Below are 14,703 nucleotides of genomic sequence, written 5' to 3'. Positions count from 1 at the left end.
ACTTCTACCTTTCTTAAAGCGACGAGTATTTCTTGCGCAGACGCTGACGAATCAGCTCGGCGAGGGTGTTCATGATGAAAGTGAACAGCAGCAGCACCAGCGCCGAGAGGAACAGCACGCGGTAGTGACTACCACCGACTTCCGACTCAGGCATTTCCACCGCGACGTTGGCCGCCAGGGTGCGCAGGCCTTCGAACAGGTTCATCTCCATCACCGGAGTGTTACCGGTGGCCATCAGCACGATCATGGTCTCGCCGACGGCGCGGCCCATGCCGATCATCAGCGCCGAGAAAATCCCCGGGCTGGCGGTCAGGATGACGACGCGCGTCATGGTCTGCCATGGCGTGGCGCCCAGGGCCAGGGAACCCAGGGTCAGGCCGCGCGGCACGCTGAACACGGCGTCTTCGGCGATGGAGTAGATGTTCGGGATCACCGCAAAGCCCATGGCCAAACCGACTACCAGGGCGTTGCGCTGGTCGTAGGTGATACCCAGGTCATGGGAAATCCACATGCGCATGTCGCCGCCGAAGAACCAGGTTTCCAGGTACGGGCTCATGTACAGCGAGAGCCAGCCCACAAACAGGATCACCGGAATCAGGATGGCGCTTTCCCAGCCGTCCGGCACTTTCAGGCGGATGGACTCAGGGAGGCGGCTGAAGACGAAACCGGCGACCAGGATGCCAACCGGCAAGAGCATCAGCAGGCTGAAGATGCCCGGCAAATGCCCTTCCACATATGGCGCAAGGAACAGGCCGGCGAAGAAGCCGAGGATCACCGTCGGCATCGCTTCCATCAATTCGATCACCGGCTTGACCTTGCGGCGCAGGCTCGGGGCCATGAAGTAAGCGGTGTAGATCGCAGCGGCGACGGCCAGTGGCGCGGCCAGCAGCATGGCGTAGAACGCGGCTTTCAGCGTACCGAAGGTCAGCGGCGCCAGGCTCATCTTGGGTTCGAAGTCGGTGTTGGCGGCGGTCGATTGCCAGACGTATTTAGGCTCGTCGTAGTTCTCGTACCAGACCTTGCTCCACAACGCGCTCCAGGACACTTCCGGGTGTGGGTTGTCCAGTAGCAGCGGTTGCAGCTTGCCACCGGCTTCGACGATCACACGGTTGGCGCGTGGCGACATGCCGAACACACCCTGGCCATCGACCACCGGGTCCACCAGCAAGGTGCGATGCGCCGTGCTGTGGAACACGCCGAACTTGCCGGACGCATCGAGCGCCGTGAAGCCTTTGCGACGTTCTTCAGCGGTGATTTCCACAATCGGCGCGGTGCCCATCTGGAAGGTACGGATCTGCTTCAGGCGCTGTTCGCCATCCGGGTCGCGCGCCATGAACCACTGGGCCAGGCCACCCTTTGAGTTGCCGACGATCAGCGAGATACCGCCCACCAGCTGGGTGCTGGCGGTGATTTCGGCGTTGCCGTCCTCGAGCAGTTTGTAGCGACCGTTGAGGCTCTTGTCGCGCAGGCTGAACACATCGGCCAGGGCGCGACCGTTGATCACATACAGCCACTGCTGGCGTGGGTCGATGAAGATCGCCTTCACCGGCTCGGTCATTTGCGGCAGCTCGATGCGCTTCTGCTCGCTGGTGACTTCACCCGTCATCATGTTTTCTTCGCTGGTCAGCGACAGGACATTGAGTTGCGAACCGGTGGAGCCGACCAGCATCAGGGTCGTATCGGTGGCGTTGAGGCTGACATGCTCCAGCGCACCGCCCGTCTCGTTCAGCGCAATCGGGGTTTCGCCATACGGGTATTCGATGGCNGGCGTAATGGTTTTCTTGCCGTCCGGGTAGGACACCTTATAGGTGTGGCGGAACACCAGCGCCTGACCGTTGGACAAGCCAACCGCTACCAGCGGATGGCCGGGTTGGTCTTCAGCAATTGACGTGACCGTGGTGCCCGCCGGGATAGGCAGATCGACGCGCTTGAGTTCGGCGCCACTGTCGATATCGAAGAACAGTGCCTGGCCCTTGTCGGAAACCCGCATGGCGACCTGGTTCTGTTCTTCGAGAGAGATCATCAACGGCTTGCCGGCATCTTGCATCCAGGCAGGCGTGATGGCGTCCTTGGCGGTCAGGTCGGCACCCTGGAACAGCGGCGCGACGACGTAGGCGAGGAAGAAAAAGATCAGCGTGATCGCGCCGAGAACGGCGAGGCCGCCCACGAGNACGTACCAACGGGTCAGGCGATCTTTCAGCGCGCGAATACGGCGCTTGCGTTGCAGCTCAGGCGTATTGAAATCAATGCGCTTGGGGGGAGTAGTCGTCATGGTGGAATTGGCCAGATCATTCATGCGCACACCCTAGCGATCCTGTATGACAGAAAGATGACAATGCAGTGACGCAACAAATCCGCCGCCAGCGGGAACTGGCAGTGGACCGGAAATTTGGGGGGTGTAGGAGCCGGCTTGCTGGCGATGGCTTCACCGCAGTGAACCTGTCAGACCGAGTCGACAGGNAGACCGAGTCGACAGGATCGCCAGCAAGCCGCCCCCTACAGGTCCGGGGCGTGCCCCGGGCCTAGGGTTTTACTTTTTTGCGACTTCAGCGCCGCCTTCCTGCAGACCCAGGTCAGCCAGTGCCTTGGCGGCAACTTTGGCTGGCAGTGGGATGTAGCCGTCTTTGACGACCACTTCCTGGCCCTGTTTGGACAGAACCAGTTTCACGAACTCAGCTTCCAGCGGGGCCAGAGGCTTGTTCGGGGCTTTGTTGACGTACACGTAGAGGAAACGCGACAGCGGGTATTTGCCGTTCAGGGCGTTTTCTTCGCTGTCTTCGATGAAGTCAGTGCTGCCTTTCTTGGCCAGGGCCACGGTCTTCACGCTTGCAGTCTTGTAGCCGATGCCCGAGTAACCGATGCCGTTCAGCGAGGAACTGATCGACTGCACGACCGACGCCGAGCCTGGCTGTTCGTTCACGTTAGGCTTGTAGTCGCCTTTGCACAGGGCTTCTTCTTTGAAGTAGCCGTAGGTGCCGGATACCGAGTTACGACCGAACAATTGCACCGGCTTGTTGGCCAGGTCGCCGGTCACACCCAGGTCGCCCCAGGTTTTCACGTCGGCTTTAGCGCCGCACAGACGAGTAGACGAGAAGATCGCGTCAACTTGTTCCATGGTCAGGTGCTGGATCGGGTTGTCCTTGTGCACGAATACAGCCAGGGCATCCACAGCCACCGGAATAGCGGTTGGCTTGTAGCCGTACTTCTGCTCGAAGGCCGCCAGTTCGGTGTCCTTCATTTTGCGGCTCATCGGGCCCAGGTTGGAGGTGCCTTCAGTCAGCGCAGGAGGTGCAGTCGCGGAGCCGGCAGCCTGAATCTGGATGTTGACGTTCGGGTATTCCTTTTTGTAGGACTCAGCCCACAGGGTCATCAGGTTAGCCAGAGTGTCGGAGCCGACGCTGGACAGGTTGCCCGAGACGCCGGTGGTCTTGGTGTAGCTCGGGATAGCAGGGTCAACAGCGGCAACCGCGTTGGCAGTCGCAACGCCAGCAGCGACAAAAGTCATTGCCGCCATCAAACGCTTCAGTTTCATGCCTTGCTCCTAGCAGATAGGGATAGTTGGTCGGGGCCAAGTATCAGCAGGCCGTGTGAACACTCTATGGCTGAAATATGACAATTGGATGAAAGGCCAGCATTCGAGTTTTTACCGAATAATTCATGCGCCCCAAATCGCTAGCAGGCTAGCCCCACATTGGAATGCATTTCAATGTGGGCGCTAGCCTGCTGGCGATTGGGGCCGGTACAGCTACAGACAATTTCGGGATCACCGCCCTTTCTTCCAGAGATAAGCCCCCACCAGAATCCCGACACCGCAAAGAACCGCCACGTAATACGACGGCCCCATCGGGCTTTCCTTGAGCAACAGGCTGACGATCATCGGCGTCAGGCCGCCAAAGATGGCGTAGGCAACGTTGTAGGAAAACGACAGACCACTGAAGCGCACCACGGGCGGGAAGGCTTTGACCATCACGTAGGGCACGGCGCCGATGGTGCCGACCAGCAGGCCAGTCAGGGCATACAGCGGGAACAACCAGTCGGGATGCGCGGCCAGGCTGTGATAGAAGGTCCAGGAGCTCAGCAACAACGCCGCACAGCCGAACACGAAGACCCGCCCTGCGCCGAACCGGTCAGACAGTGCGCCGGCAATGATGCAGCCAAAGCTGAGGAACACGATCGCCAGGCTATTGGCTTGCAGCGCCGTGGTGGGCGAGAAGTGGTACACCGTCTGCAGCACAGTCGGCGTCATCAGGATCAACACAACGATTGCGGCGGACAGCAGCCAGGTCAGCAACATGGAAATCAGAATCGCACCGCGGTGGTCACGCAACACAGCACGCAGCGGTACTTCTTCGGCCAGGGCCTTGCGCAGTTGCAGTTCGGCGAACACAGGGGTCTCGTGCAACCAGCGGCGCAGGTAAACCGAAAGCAGGCCGAACACGCCACCCAGCAGGAACGGGATTCGCCAGGCGTAATCCGACACTTGCAGCGGGGTGTAAATGCTGTTGATCGCGGTGGCGACCAATGATCCCAGAAGGATGCCAGCCGTCAGACCGCTCGTCAGGGTGCCGCAGGCATAACCGATATGACGCGCTGGCACGTGTTCGGAAACGAATACCCACGCGCCCGGCACTTCACCGCCAATCGCCGCGCCTTGAATCACCCGCATCAGCAGCAGCAGGAGCGGCGCCCACAGGCCGATCTGCGCATAGGTCGGCAGCAGGCCCATGATCAGGGTCGGCACGGCCATCATGAAGATGCTCAAGGTGAACATCTTTTTGCGGCCCAGCANGTCGCCGAAGTGCGCCATNATGATGCCGCCCAACGGCCGCGCCAGGTAGCCGGCGGCGAAGATGCCGAAGGTCTGCATCATGCGCAGCCATTCCGGCATGTCGACGGGGAAAAACAGTTTTCCGACCACGGTGGCGAAAAACACAAAGATGATGAAGTCGTAAAATTCCAGCGCCCCGCCCAAGGCAGACAGTGACAGGGTTTTGTAGTCGTTGCGGGTCAACGGGCGTGCGGGCTGGGTCGGCTGCGCGATGCTAGAGGGCGCTGTGGTCATGGCAAGGGCTTCTCTTATAGTCGGATCTGCAACCCCAACAACGCTGGCGAGGGCTTGGGCAGGTCCGGCACGATAGCAAATTGTTCGAAAAAGCACATAGAGGTGCGTATTTGACGGTCAAAATGAGAACCGGACGGTCGTCTCGGAGTCTACCGATCGATATACTCGCTGCATTGCAGCATTTGTAAGGGGTTGCTGTGCGAAAACGCGCTGGATGACTGGCAAGGTCATTGCGTGGCTCAGTCGCTTTCGCAGAGTTTCCCTTTAGGCGCCTTTCGAAAAACGTGACGAACGTAGTATGTTCGGGGCTGAATCGTTTTTCCTTGAGACGGCTATTCACCTGAAATACCCATGAAGCGTCACGGGTCAGAGGCACCCTCGGCATGATCGAACTCGAACAAGAAGATCCTATCCCGCAAGGCGACCTCGCCCTGCAAATCACCGCCCTCCCGCGTGAAACCAACGGTTTTGGCGATATTTTCGGCGGCTGGCTGGTCGCGCAGATGGACCTGGCCGGTACGGCCATGGCCAGCAAGGTAGCGGGCGGACGTGTGGCCACCGTGGCCATCGATCGCATGGCGTTCCTGGTACCGGTGGCGGTGGGCGCGCAATTGTCCTTCTATACCCAGGCTCTGGAAATCGGCCGCAGTTCGATCCAGATGATGGTCGAAGTCTGGAGCGACGACCCGCTGTCCAGCGAATGGCGCAAAGTCACCGAGGCGGTGTTTGTGTTNGTCGCGATCGATGGCAGCGGCCGTACTCGTTCGGTTCCTCCACGGGCGCGTTAAACACGGCGACCTTTCTGCGGTCCATTGCAGTCATTGTTCCTGATCGAGAGTTGCCCCATGAGCACGCCCAACGTTGAAGCCGTGAAACTGGATGAACTGAACTGCTGGCGCATCCGCCACGGTCAGGCCGAATTGCTGGTCGCCCAGCAAGGCGCGCACATCCTCAGTTATCAATTGGCCGGCCAACCGCCGCTGATCTGGCTCAACGACGAGGCCGTGTTCAAGACCGGCAAGAGCATCCGCGCTGGCGTGCCGGTGTGCTGGCCGTGGTTCGGCAATTTCCCGCGCAACCCGCAAAGCGTCCAGGCGATGCGCGACAGCGACGAACCGCCGACCGCCCACGGTTTCGTCCGGGCGATGGATTGGGAATTGGGCGGCATAGAAGCCGAGGGCGAGAGCCTGAAGGTGGAATTCGTCCTGCCCTACCCCGAAGGCGGTTTTCCAGGCTGGCCACACCAAGTCGATTTGAAGCTGAGCATCCGCCTGGATGAGCAACTGCACATCAGCTTGACCAGCCACAATCAGGGCACCGATACCGTCACCATCAGCCAGGCGTTGCACAGTTACTTCGCCGTCAGTGATGTGCGCACTGTGCATGTCGAAGGGCTGGATGGTTTGAGCTATATCGAAACGCTGGATGACTGGAAAACCGTCACCCAGGCCGGTGATTTGCATTTTGCCGGCGAGACCGACCGCATCTACCTCAATGCCCCGGCGAAGCTGAGCATTGTCGACCCGGCCTGGCAACGGCGCATCGAGCTGACCAGCAGTGGTTCGCGCACGGCGGTGATCTGGAACCCGTGGATCGAACGCGCTGCGGCGTTCAGCGACATGGCCGACGATGGCTGGCAGAAGATGCTGTGCATCGAGACGGCGAATGTGATGGATGATGTGGTGACGCTGAAACCAGGCGCCACCCATACCCTCGGCGTCAGCATCGCCAGCAAATCTTTATAAGCAACACCCTGAACAACTGTGGGAGCGAGCTTGCTCGCGATGGCGGTGTAGCAGTCAACTCAGATGCTGAATGTTATGGCCTCATCGCGAGCAAGCTCGCTCCCACAGTTTTTTGTGTCAAGCCAACTGGCGTGCTACAAATCCGACTCCTGCACCACCCGCACCTTCGCCGCATCCAGCGCATACGCCGCGTCAGCCAAATCGTTGTTCACCTTCTCCACCTTCAACGCGCCCGTGACCCACAGCGGTGTGTAGATATCATCCAGCTTCAACCCCTTGGGATAACGCACCAGCACCAACTGGTTAGGCGGCGGTGGCGGCACATGGATGCAGGCGCCCGGGTAAGGCACCAGGAAGAACAGCGTGCTGCGGCCTTTGGCATCGGTTTCCAACGGCACCGGGTAACCGCCGATACGGATGTTCTTGCCGTTCATGGCGGCCACGGTCTTGGTCGAATACATCACCGCCGGCAAGCCTTTGCTTTGCTTCAAGCCACCTTTGTCGGTGAACGTGCCTTGGGCTTCGGGGGAGTTGTGGTCGATCTCGGGCATGGCTTCGAGGGCTTTCTGATCCGACAGCGGCATCAGTTCGAGCCAGTCGGTTTCCGGCAGTTCGCCGGCATGGGCCAAACCGCTGCCCAAAAGGAGGAGAGTCAAAAAAAGACGGCGCATGGAGGTGCTCGGTAAGGAAAGGACGGTGTAACGCCGAGCATTCTAGCCCTCCCCGCGCGCGCCGCAGAGAGGACTTCGTCGCTTGAATCAGTTCTTTCTGATCAAGCCGTAGATCACCAGCAACACCACCGCGCCGACCAGCGCACCAATGAAGCCTGCACCTTCGCCCGCGTGATAGATGCCCAGAGCCTGACCGCCGTAAGTGGCCGCCAGCGAACCGCCGATACCGAGCAGGATGGTCATGATCCAGCCCATGCTGTCATCGCCCGGTTTCAGGAACCGAGCCAGCAGGCCGACGATCAAGCCGATAAAGATGGTTCCGATAATTCCCATGGCACTTCCCTCTGATTGAATGGCAATGCCCAAAGCCTAGACAGACTTTGGCATCCTGCCATGAGAGAACGGCGGACCTTGAATGGTTCCGCCGCTGCCACATGAAACTGTTTATTCGGCGATGAGCGCTTCGACCTTGAGGATCTGCTGCTCCAGCGTGGCCCTGTCGGCGCAGCGCAGGTTGGCGTGACCGACCTTACGGCCGACCTTGAACGCCTTGCCATAGTGGTGCAGATGGCAGTCGGCGATCGCCAGGACCTTCTCGGTCTCTGGCACTTTACCGATGAAGTTGAGCATCGCGCTCTCGCCGACCTTGGCCGTGGAGCCCAACGGCAAGCCNGCCACCGCCCGCAGGTGGTTTTCGAACTGGCTGCACTCGGCGCCTTCGGTGGTCCAGTGCCCGGAGTTGTGCACCCTCGGGGCGATTTCGTTGGCCTTGAGGCCACCGTCGACTTCGAAGAACTCGAACGCCATCACGCCGACGTAATCCAGCTGCTTGAGCACACGGCTGGAATAGTCTTCAGCCAGGGCCTGCAACGGATGGTCAGTGCTGGCCACGGACAGCTTGAGGATGCCGCTGTCGTGGGTGTTGTGCACCAACGGGTAGAAGCGGGTTTCGCCATCACGGGCACGCACGGCGATCAGGGAGACTTCACCGGTGAACGGCACGAAGCCTTCCAGCAGGCAGGCAACGCTGCCCAGCTCGGCGAAGGTGCCGACCACATCGGCAGCCGTGCGCAGGACTTTCTGGCCCTTGCCGTCGTAACCCAGGGTGCGGGTTTTCAGCACGGCCGGCAGGCCGATGGAGGCAACGGCGGCGTCCAGGTCGGCTTGGGACTGGATGTCGGCGAACGCCGGCGTCGGGATGCCCAAATCCTTGAACATGCTCTTCTCGAACCAGCGGTCACGCGCGATGCGCAAGGCTTCGGCGCTCGGGTACACCGGTACGAACTGCGAGAGGAAGGCCACGGTTTCGGCCGGGACGCTTTCGAACTCGAAGGTCACCAGGTCGACTTCGTCGGCCAGTTGGCGCAGGTGATCCGGGTCGCTGTAGTCAGCCCGCAGGTGCTCGCCGAGTGCCGCCGCGCAAGCGTCGGGCGCCGGGTCCAGGAAAGCAAAGTTCATCCCCAGCGGGGTTCCCGCCAAGGCCAGCATGCGGCCCAACTGGCCGCCACCGATTACACCGATCTTCATCGTCAACAACCTCAGGCGATGCGTGGGTCTGGATTGTCCAGCACGCTGTCTGTCTGCTCAGCACGGAATTTTTTCAGCACCGCATGGAACTGCGGGTGCTTGGCGCCCAGGATGCTGGCGGACAACAACGCGGCGTTGATCGCGCCGGCCTTGCCGATCGCCAGGGTCGCCACCGGGATACCGGCCGGCATCTGCACGATGGACAACAGCGAATCCACACCCGAGAGCATCGACGACTGCACCGGCACGCCGAGCACCGGCAGGTGGGTCTTGGCCGCACACATGCCTGGCAGGTGCGCCGCACCGCCGGCACCGGCGATGATCACCTCGATGCCACGGGATTCTGCTTCATCGGCATACTGGAACAGCAAATCCGGGGTGCGGTGGGCAGAGACCACTTTCACTTCATACGGAATGCCGAGTTTTTCCAGCATATCGGCGGTGTGGCTAAGGGTGGACCAATCGGACTTGGAGCCCATGATCACGCCAACCAATGCACTCATCGTCGTGCCTCTTCTCTCTGGGCGCCCGCAGGCGCGTCAAAAAACAACAAGCCACGCGGGAAATGCGTGGCTTGTTGTACGAAATTTGGCCGGTTGGACCGGCCGAAGGCCGCGCAGTATACCGTAATAATCCAGATAAACAGCCCCTGAAACGACCATCTGTCATACAGCGCAAAGTGCCGGTTTTATTGACTCCCAGGTCAGCGAAAGAACAACACAAATCCAATGTGGGAGCGGGCTTGCTCGCGAATGCGGNGTGTCAGTCANTACATCTGTNACTGACCCACCGCATTCGCGAGCAAGCCCGCTCCCACATTTNGTCTTCAGTGGNTTCAAGANCCGGTTGTGCCTTGCGCTGCGCCGCCTTCCAGTTTGCGCCACAACAACCGCACGTTCGCCTTGCGCACCAACGCGCAGCGATACAGGCGAATTTCCAGCGGTACATGCCATTGCGGCCCGCCGCAGACCACCAGTTCGCCGCGCGCCAGTTCGGCCCGCACGCTCAGTTGGGGCACCCAGGCAATCCCCAATCCCTCCAGCGCCATGCTTTTCAGGCTGTCGGCCATGGCGGTCTCATAGATGGTGGTGAAGCGCAGCGCACGCTGGCGCAGCAACATGTTCACCGAACGCCCGAGAAATGCCCCGGCGCTGTAGGCCAGCAGCGGCACACTGCCCTCGCCTTCCAGGTCGAACAACGGCTTGCCGTCGGCATCGGCAGCGCACACCGGGAGCATTTCGGTATTGCCCAGGTGCAGCGACGGGAAGATCTCCGGATCCATCTGCATCGCCGCATCCGGGTCGTAGAACGCCAGCATCAAATCGCAGCCACCTTCGCGCAGCGCATGCACAGCGTCGCCGACGTTGGTCGCCACCAACCGCGTGGCAATGTTCAGGCCTTCATTGCGCAACTGCGCGATCCAGCGCGGAAAGAAACCCAAAGCCAGNGAGTGAGCGGCCGCCACTTGCATGACTTCGCCCTGCCCGCCTTCCAAGTGATGCAAATGGCGCAGCACTTCACCGAGTTGCTCGACCACCGTGCGCGCAGTCACCAGGAACAACTGCCCCGCCGCCGTCAATTCGACTGGCGTGCGCGAGCGGTTGACCAGGGTCAAGCCGAGCGCGGCTTCCAGGCTGCGGATTCGGCGGCTGAACGCGGGCTGGGTCACGAAGCGGCGTTCCGCAGCCTGCGAGAAGCTGCGGGTGGCGGCCAAGGCGCTGAAGTCCTCGAGCCATTTACTTTCCAGATTCATCACGTCCTCCCGGACACGCACCAAATTAGGTCACACGCTCGCCGCACACACGGCGTCACACAGACATTATGCCGAATGTGCATAGGCCAGTGTTTAACAGCATTGGCCGAAAATTCNCCACAAGCCTAGCATTCGCAGCGTTCCGGCCAGTTCCGGGTCCATATCGAGATGATTTCCGTCATGTCCTCCGCTGCATCATTCCGCACAGAAAAAGACCTGCTTGGCGTACTCGAAGTACCTGCTCAAGCGTATTACGGCATCCAGACCCTGCGAGCGGTGAATAACTTCCGCCTCTCGGGCGTTCCGATTTCGCATTACCCGAAATTGGTGGTCGGCCTGGCAATGGTCAAGCAAGCAGCCGCTGACGCCAACCGCGAGTTGGGCCAGCTCAGCGAAGCCAAGCACGCTGCCATCAGCGAAGCCTGTGCCCGCCTGATCCGTGGCGATTTCCACGAAGAATTCGTGGTGGACATGATTCAAGGCGGCGCTGGCACTTCAACCAACATGAATGCCAACGAAGTCATCGCCAACATCGCGTTGGAGGCCATGGGCCACAACAAGGGCGAATATCAGTACCTGCACCCCAACAACGACGTGAACATGGCGCAGTCGACCAACGACGCCTACCCGACCGCGATCCGCTTGGGTCTGCTGCTGGGCCATGACGCGCTGCTGGCCAGCCTCGACAGCCTTATCCAGGCGTTCGCCGCCAAGGGCGTCGAGTTCAGCCACGTGCTGAAAATGGGCCGCACCCAATTGCAAGACGCCGTGCCGATGACCCTCGGCCAGGAATTCCGCGCCTTCGCCACCACCCTCGGTGAAGACCTGGCCCGCCTGAAAACCCTGGCGCCTGAGCTGTTGACCGAAGTGAACCTGGGCGGCACCGCCATCGGCACCGGCATCAACGCCGATCCGCGCTACCAGGCCCTGGCCGTACAGCGCTTGGCACTGATCAGCGGCCAGCCGCTGGTACCGGCTGCCGACTTGATCGAAGCCACCTCCGACATGGGCGCCTTCGTGCTGTTCTCCGGCATGCTCAAGCGTACCGCGGTGAAACTGTCGAAGATCTGCAACGACCTGCGCCTGCTGTCCAGCGGCCCACGCACCGGCATCAACGAGATCAACCTGCCGGCACGCCAGCCAGGCAGCTCGATCATGCCCGGCAAGGTCAACCCGGTGATCCCGGAAGCTGTTAACCAGGTGGCGTTCCAAGTCATCGGTAACGACTTGGCCCTGACCATGGCAGCCGAAGGCGGCCAACTGCAGCTGAACGTGATGGAGCCGTTGATCGCGTTCAAGATTTTCGACTCGATCCGCCTGCTGCAACGCGCCATGGACATGCTGCGCGAGCACTGCATCGTCGGTATCACCGCCAACGAAGCACGCTGCCGCGAACTGGTGGAGCACTCCATCGGCCTGGTGACCGCGCTGAACCCGTACATCGGTTATGAAAACGCCACCCGCATTGCGCGCATCGCCCTTGAAAGCGGTCGTGGTGTGCTGGAGTTGGTGCGCGAAGAAGGCTTGCTCGACGACGAAATGCTCGCCGACATCCTGCGCCCGGAAAACATGATTGCTCCGCGTCTGGTGCCTTTGAAGGCTTAACCGAACGCAGGCTCTTGCTCTTTTAACGAAGAGCACCAAGAGCCACAACGCTCACCAGGTCGAGGGACTAGACACCTCTCACCTTTTGAGGGCTTGGGGATTTATTCCCCAGGCCCTTTTTTTTAACTCATTTAGCAGCAACGCAGAACCTGTGGAAGCGGGCTTGCCCGCGATGAAGGATAACGCGGTGTACCGGAAAAACCGCGGCGCCTGCATCGCGGGCAAGCCCGCTCCCACAAGAACCGGACCTCCAAAGGGTCAGGTGTTTCAAAGGCTTCGTTTCGTCGCTTGCACCACAACCGTGCAGACGGACGGCACTCTCCTAGGTATAGTGCCGCCCCTCTTCGCGTGAGCGGTCGTCGGTAACGAGGCCCAAACCCATGCGAAACCCGAACTAATAACAAACCTGCGATATGGGCCCGGGACGAACACTCGCCTCACTGTTGTGCCACGTGCACACCGGTGTAACGCGATGTTTCTGCCTGCCCAACATTTGCCTACACAAAAAACAGCGAGGAATAATCCATGCTCGAAGTCATCAACGACTTCCTCTCAGGGAAAGTACTGATCGTGCTCATTGTCGGGCTCGGCGGTTATTTCACGATCCGCTCGCGTTTCGTTCAATTGCGTCACTTTTTCCACATGTTCTCGGTGTTTAAAGACAGCCTGAAGAGCAGCGCCGGCCAACTCAGCTCGTTCCAGGCGCTGATGCTCAGCCTGGCCGGCCGCGTCGGTGCCGGTAACATCGCCGGTGTCGGCATTGCCGTCACCCTGGGTGGCCCAGGTGCGGTGTTCTGGATGTGGGTGACCGCACTGGTCGGCATGTCCAGCAGCTTCTTCGAATGTTCCCTCGGCCAGCTCTACAAGCGCTGCGATTCCGACGGAACGTACCGTGGCGGCCCGGCCTACTACATCCAGCACGGCCTGCATAAGCGCTGGCTGGGTATGGTCATGGCGTTCCTGTTGCTGGTGACCTTCGGTTTCGCCTTCAACGGCCTGCAAGCCCACGCCGTGACCCACTCGCTGAACAATGCTTTTGGCCTCGACACCACCTACACCGGCCTCGCGCTGGCCGTATTGCTGGGCCTGGTGTTCATCGGCGGGATCAAGCGTATCGCCTCGATCGCCGACCTGCTGGTACCGGTCAAGACCCTGGTCTACATCGCCGTGACCCTCTACGTGATCGTGCTGCAATTCGACCACGTGCCGGCCATGCTCGCGACCATCGTCAAGAGCGCTTTCGGTCTGGACCAGGCCTTCGGCGGCCTGATCGGCAGCGCCATTGTCATGGGCGTCAAGCGCGGCGTGTTCGCCAACGAAGCCGGTTTGGGCAGTGCGCCTAACGTGGCAGCCGTGGCCTCGGTAGAACACCCGATCGCCCAAGGCGTGGTCCAGGCATTCAGCGTGTTCCTCGACACCTTCGTGATCTGCACCTGCACCGCGTTGCTGATCCTGCTCTCCGGTTTCTACACCCCAGGTTTTGAAGGCGACGGCATTGCCCTGACCCAGAACTCCCTGGCAGCCGTGGTCGGCGACTGGGGCCGCATGTTCATTTCGGTGGCCCTGGCGTTGTTCGTGTTCACCTCGATCATGTACAACTACTACCTCGGTGAGAGCAACCTGCGCTTCCTGGTGGGNAAAAACCGCAAGGTGCTGATGGGCTACCGCGCGTTGGTGCTGGTGCTGATTTTCTGGGGTGCCATCGAAAACCTCGGCACGGTGTTCGCCTTCGCCGACATCACCATGACCATGCTGGCGTTCGTCAACCTGATCGCGCTGTTCCTGCTGTTCAAGGTCGGCATGCGCATCCTGCGTGACTACGACGACCAACGCGCCGCCGGGATCAAGACGCCGGTGTTCGACTCGAGCAAGTTCCCGGACCTGGACCTGGACTTGAACGCCTGGCCAGCCAATCCGCCGGCCGCTGCTCCAAAGGCAGAAGCCGAGCTGCAAGGCGTACCCGCAGCGCAACGCTGATGGGTAAACGACGGGCGCATCCTCTGCGCCCGTCAGTTAAAGTGCACAACTTGTGGGAGCCAGCCTGCTCGCTCCCACATGTCATCTCTTGCGGAGACTTTCCCATGGTTCCCAACTCCTACCCTGCCGCCCAGCACGTCATGGTGCTCTACACCGGCGGCACCATCGGCATGCAAGCCAGCGCCAATGGCCTGGCCCCGGCGTCCGGTTTTGAAGCGCGGATGCGCGAGTATCTGCACAGCCAGCCTGACCTTGTCGTGCCGCAGTGGCGCTTTCGCGAAATGTCGCCGCTGATCGACAGCGCCAACATGAGCCCGGCGTACTGGCAGCAACTGCGTGANGCTGTGATTGAAGCCGTGGATG

At 60.6% G+C, this 14,703-nt stretch carries 13 protein-coding genes; 5 read left to right on the top strand and 8 right to left on the bottom strand.

From position 1 onward, the window contains the following. Positions 1–13 precede the first annotated feature (13 nt). From B7L09_RS17740 to B7L09_RS17730, 3 genes are all read right to left on the bottom strand, one after another. Complete coding sequence (locus B7L09_RS17740) at positions 14–2,047, bottom strand: ABC transporter permease subunit (RefSeq protein ID WP_176457723.1); 2,034 nt, start codon at positions 2,045–2,047, stop codon at positions 14–16. Between the two features lie 483 nt (positions 2,048–2,530). Further along, the gene (locus tag B7L09_RS17735; protein WP_094469940.1) at positions 2,531–3,532 is read right to left on the bottom strand and encodes a phosphate ABC transporter substrate-binding protein PstS; all 1,002 of its coding nucleotides are present in this window, start codon (positions 3,530–3,532) and stop codon (positions 2,531–2,533) included. A gap of 231 nt (positions 3,533–3,763) precedes the next feature. Then, positions 3,764–5,062: an MFS transporter gene (locus tag B7L09_RS17730; protein WP_094469939.1), complete on the bottom strand. Its 1,299-nt coding sequence runs from the start codon at positions 5,060–5,062 to the stop codon at positions 3,764–3,766. A 383-nt stretch (positions 5,063–5,445) separates the two neighbouring features. On the opposite strand from B7L09_RS17730, the gene B7L09_RS17725 reads away from it, so the two are divergent. Together B7L09_RS17725 and B7L09_RS17720 are read left to right on the top strand one after the other, a co-directional pair. Next, complete coding sequence (locus B7L09_RS17725; protein ID WP_094469938.1) at positions 5,446–5,850, top strand: acyl-CoA thioesterase; 405 nt, start codon at positions 5,446–5,448, stop codon at positions 5,848–5,850. Positions 5,851–5,907: 57 nt separating this feature from the next. Beyond that, on the top strand, positions 5,908–6,807 hold the full coding sequence (locus B7L09_RS17720; protein ID WP_094469937.1) for a D-hexose-6-phosphate mutarotase: 900 nt from the start codon (positions 5,908–5,910) through the stop codon (positions 6,805–6,807). A 134-nt stretch (positions 6,808–6,941) separates the two neighbouring features. Here the strand turns inward: B7L09_RS17720 and B7L09_RS17715 are convergent, their stop codons facing one another. The 5 genes from B7L09_RS17715 to B7L09_RS17695 all read right to left on the bottom strand — a co-directional run bounded on the left by B7L09_RS17715 (position 6,942) and on the right by B7L09_RS17695 (position 10,758). Then, a complete protein-coding gene (locus tag B7L09_RS17715; protein ID WP_094469936.1) occupies positions 6,942–7,478 on the bottom strand; it encodes a DUF3299 domain-containing protein in 537 nt (178 codons plus the stop codon). A gap of 87 nt (positions 7,479–7,565) precedes the next feature. Further along, complete coding sequence (locus B7L09_RS17710; protein ID WP_010465333.1) at positions 7,566–7,811, bottom strand: GlsB/YeaQ/YmgE family stress response membrane protein; 246 nt, start codon at positions 7,809–7,811, stop codon at positions 7,566–7,568. A gap of 111 nt (positions 7,812–7,922) precedes the next feature. Then, positions 7,923–9,005, bottom strand: a complete 1,083-nt coding sequence (locus tag B7L09_RS17705; RefSeq protein WP_094469935.1) for a 5-(carboxyamino)imidazole ribonucleotide synthase — start codon at positions 9,003–9,005, stop codon at positions 7,923–7,925. Between the two features lie 11 nt (positions 9,006–9,016). Then, positions 9,017–9,508, bottom strand: coding sequence for a 5-(carboxyamino)imidazole ribonucleotide mutase (gene purE / locus B7L09_RS17700; protein WP_003195648.1), 492 nt, complete (start codon positions 9,506–9,508; stop codon positions 9,017–9,019). Positions 9,509–9,840: 332 nt separating this feature from the next. Next, positions 9,841–10,758 (bottom strand): LysR substrate-binding domain-containing protein, encoded by a 918-nt coding sequence (locus B7L09_RS17695; protein WP_094469934.1) that lies wholly within the window; start codon positions 10,756–10,758, stop codon positions 9,841–9,843. 180 nt (positions 10,759–10,938) lie between these two features. Between B7L09_RS17695 and aspA the strand changes: the two genes are divergently transcribed. From aspA to B7L09_RS17680, 3 genes are all read left to right on the top strand, one after another. Then, positions 10,939–12,363, top strand: coding sequence for an aspartate ammonia-lyase (gene aspA, locus B7L09_RS17690; RefSeq protein WP_094469933.1), 1,425 nt, complete (start codon positions 10,939–10,941; stop codon positions 12,361–12,363). A gap of 525 nt (positions 12,364–12,888) precedes the next feature. Continuing rightward, complete coding sequence (locus B7L09_RS17685; RefSeq protein WP_094469932.1) at positions 12,889–14,340, top strand: alanine/glycine:cation symporter family protein; 1,452 nt, start codon at positions 12,889–12,891, stop codon at positions 14,338–14,340. 104 nt (positions 14,341–14,444) lie between these two features. Continuing rightward, the coding region (locus tag B7L09_RS17680; protein WP_176457721.1) for an asparaginase domain-containing protein at positions 14,445–14,703 on the top strand (259 nt) is incomplete at its 3' end.

Origin of the sequence: Pseudomonas mandelii, from assembly GCF_002251635.1 — a bacterium.
In the GTDB taxonomy this organism is placed as follows: domain Bacteria; phylum Pseudomonadota; class Gammaproteobacteria; order Pseudomonadales; family Pseudomonadaceae; genus Aquipseudomonas; species Aquipseudomonas mandelii_B.
The sequence above is the reverse complement of the archived record's forward strand: the minus strand, read 5'-3'. Positions and strand labels throughout refer to the sequence as shown.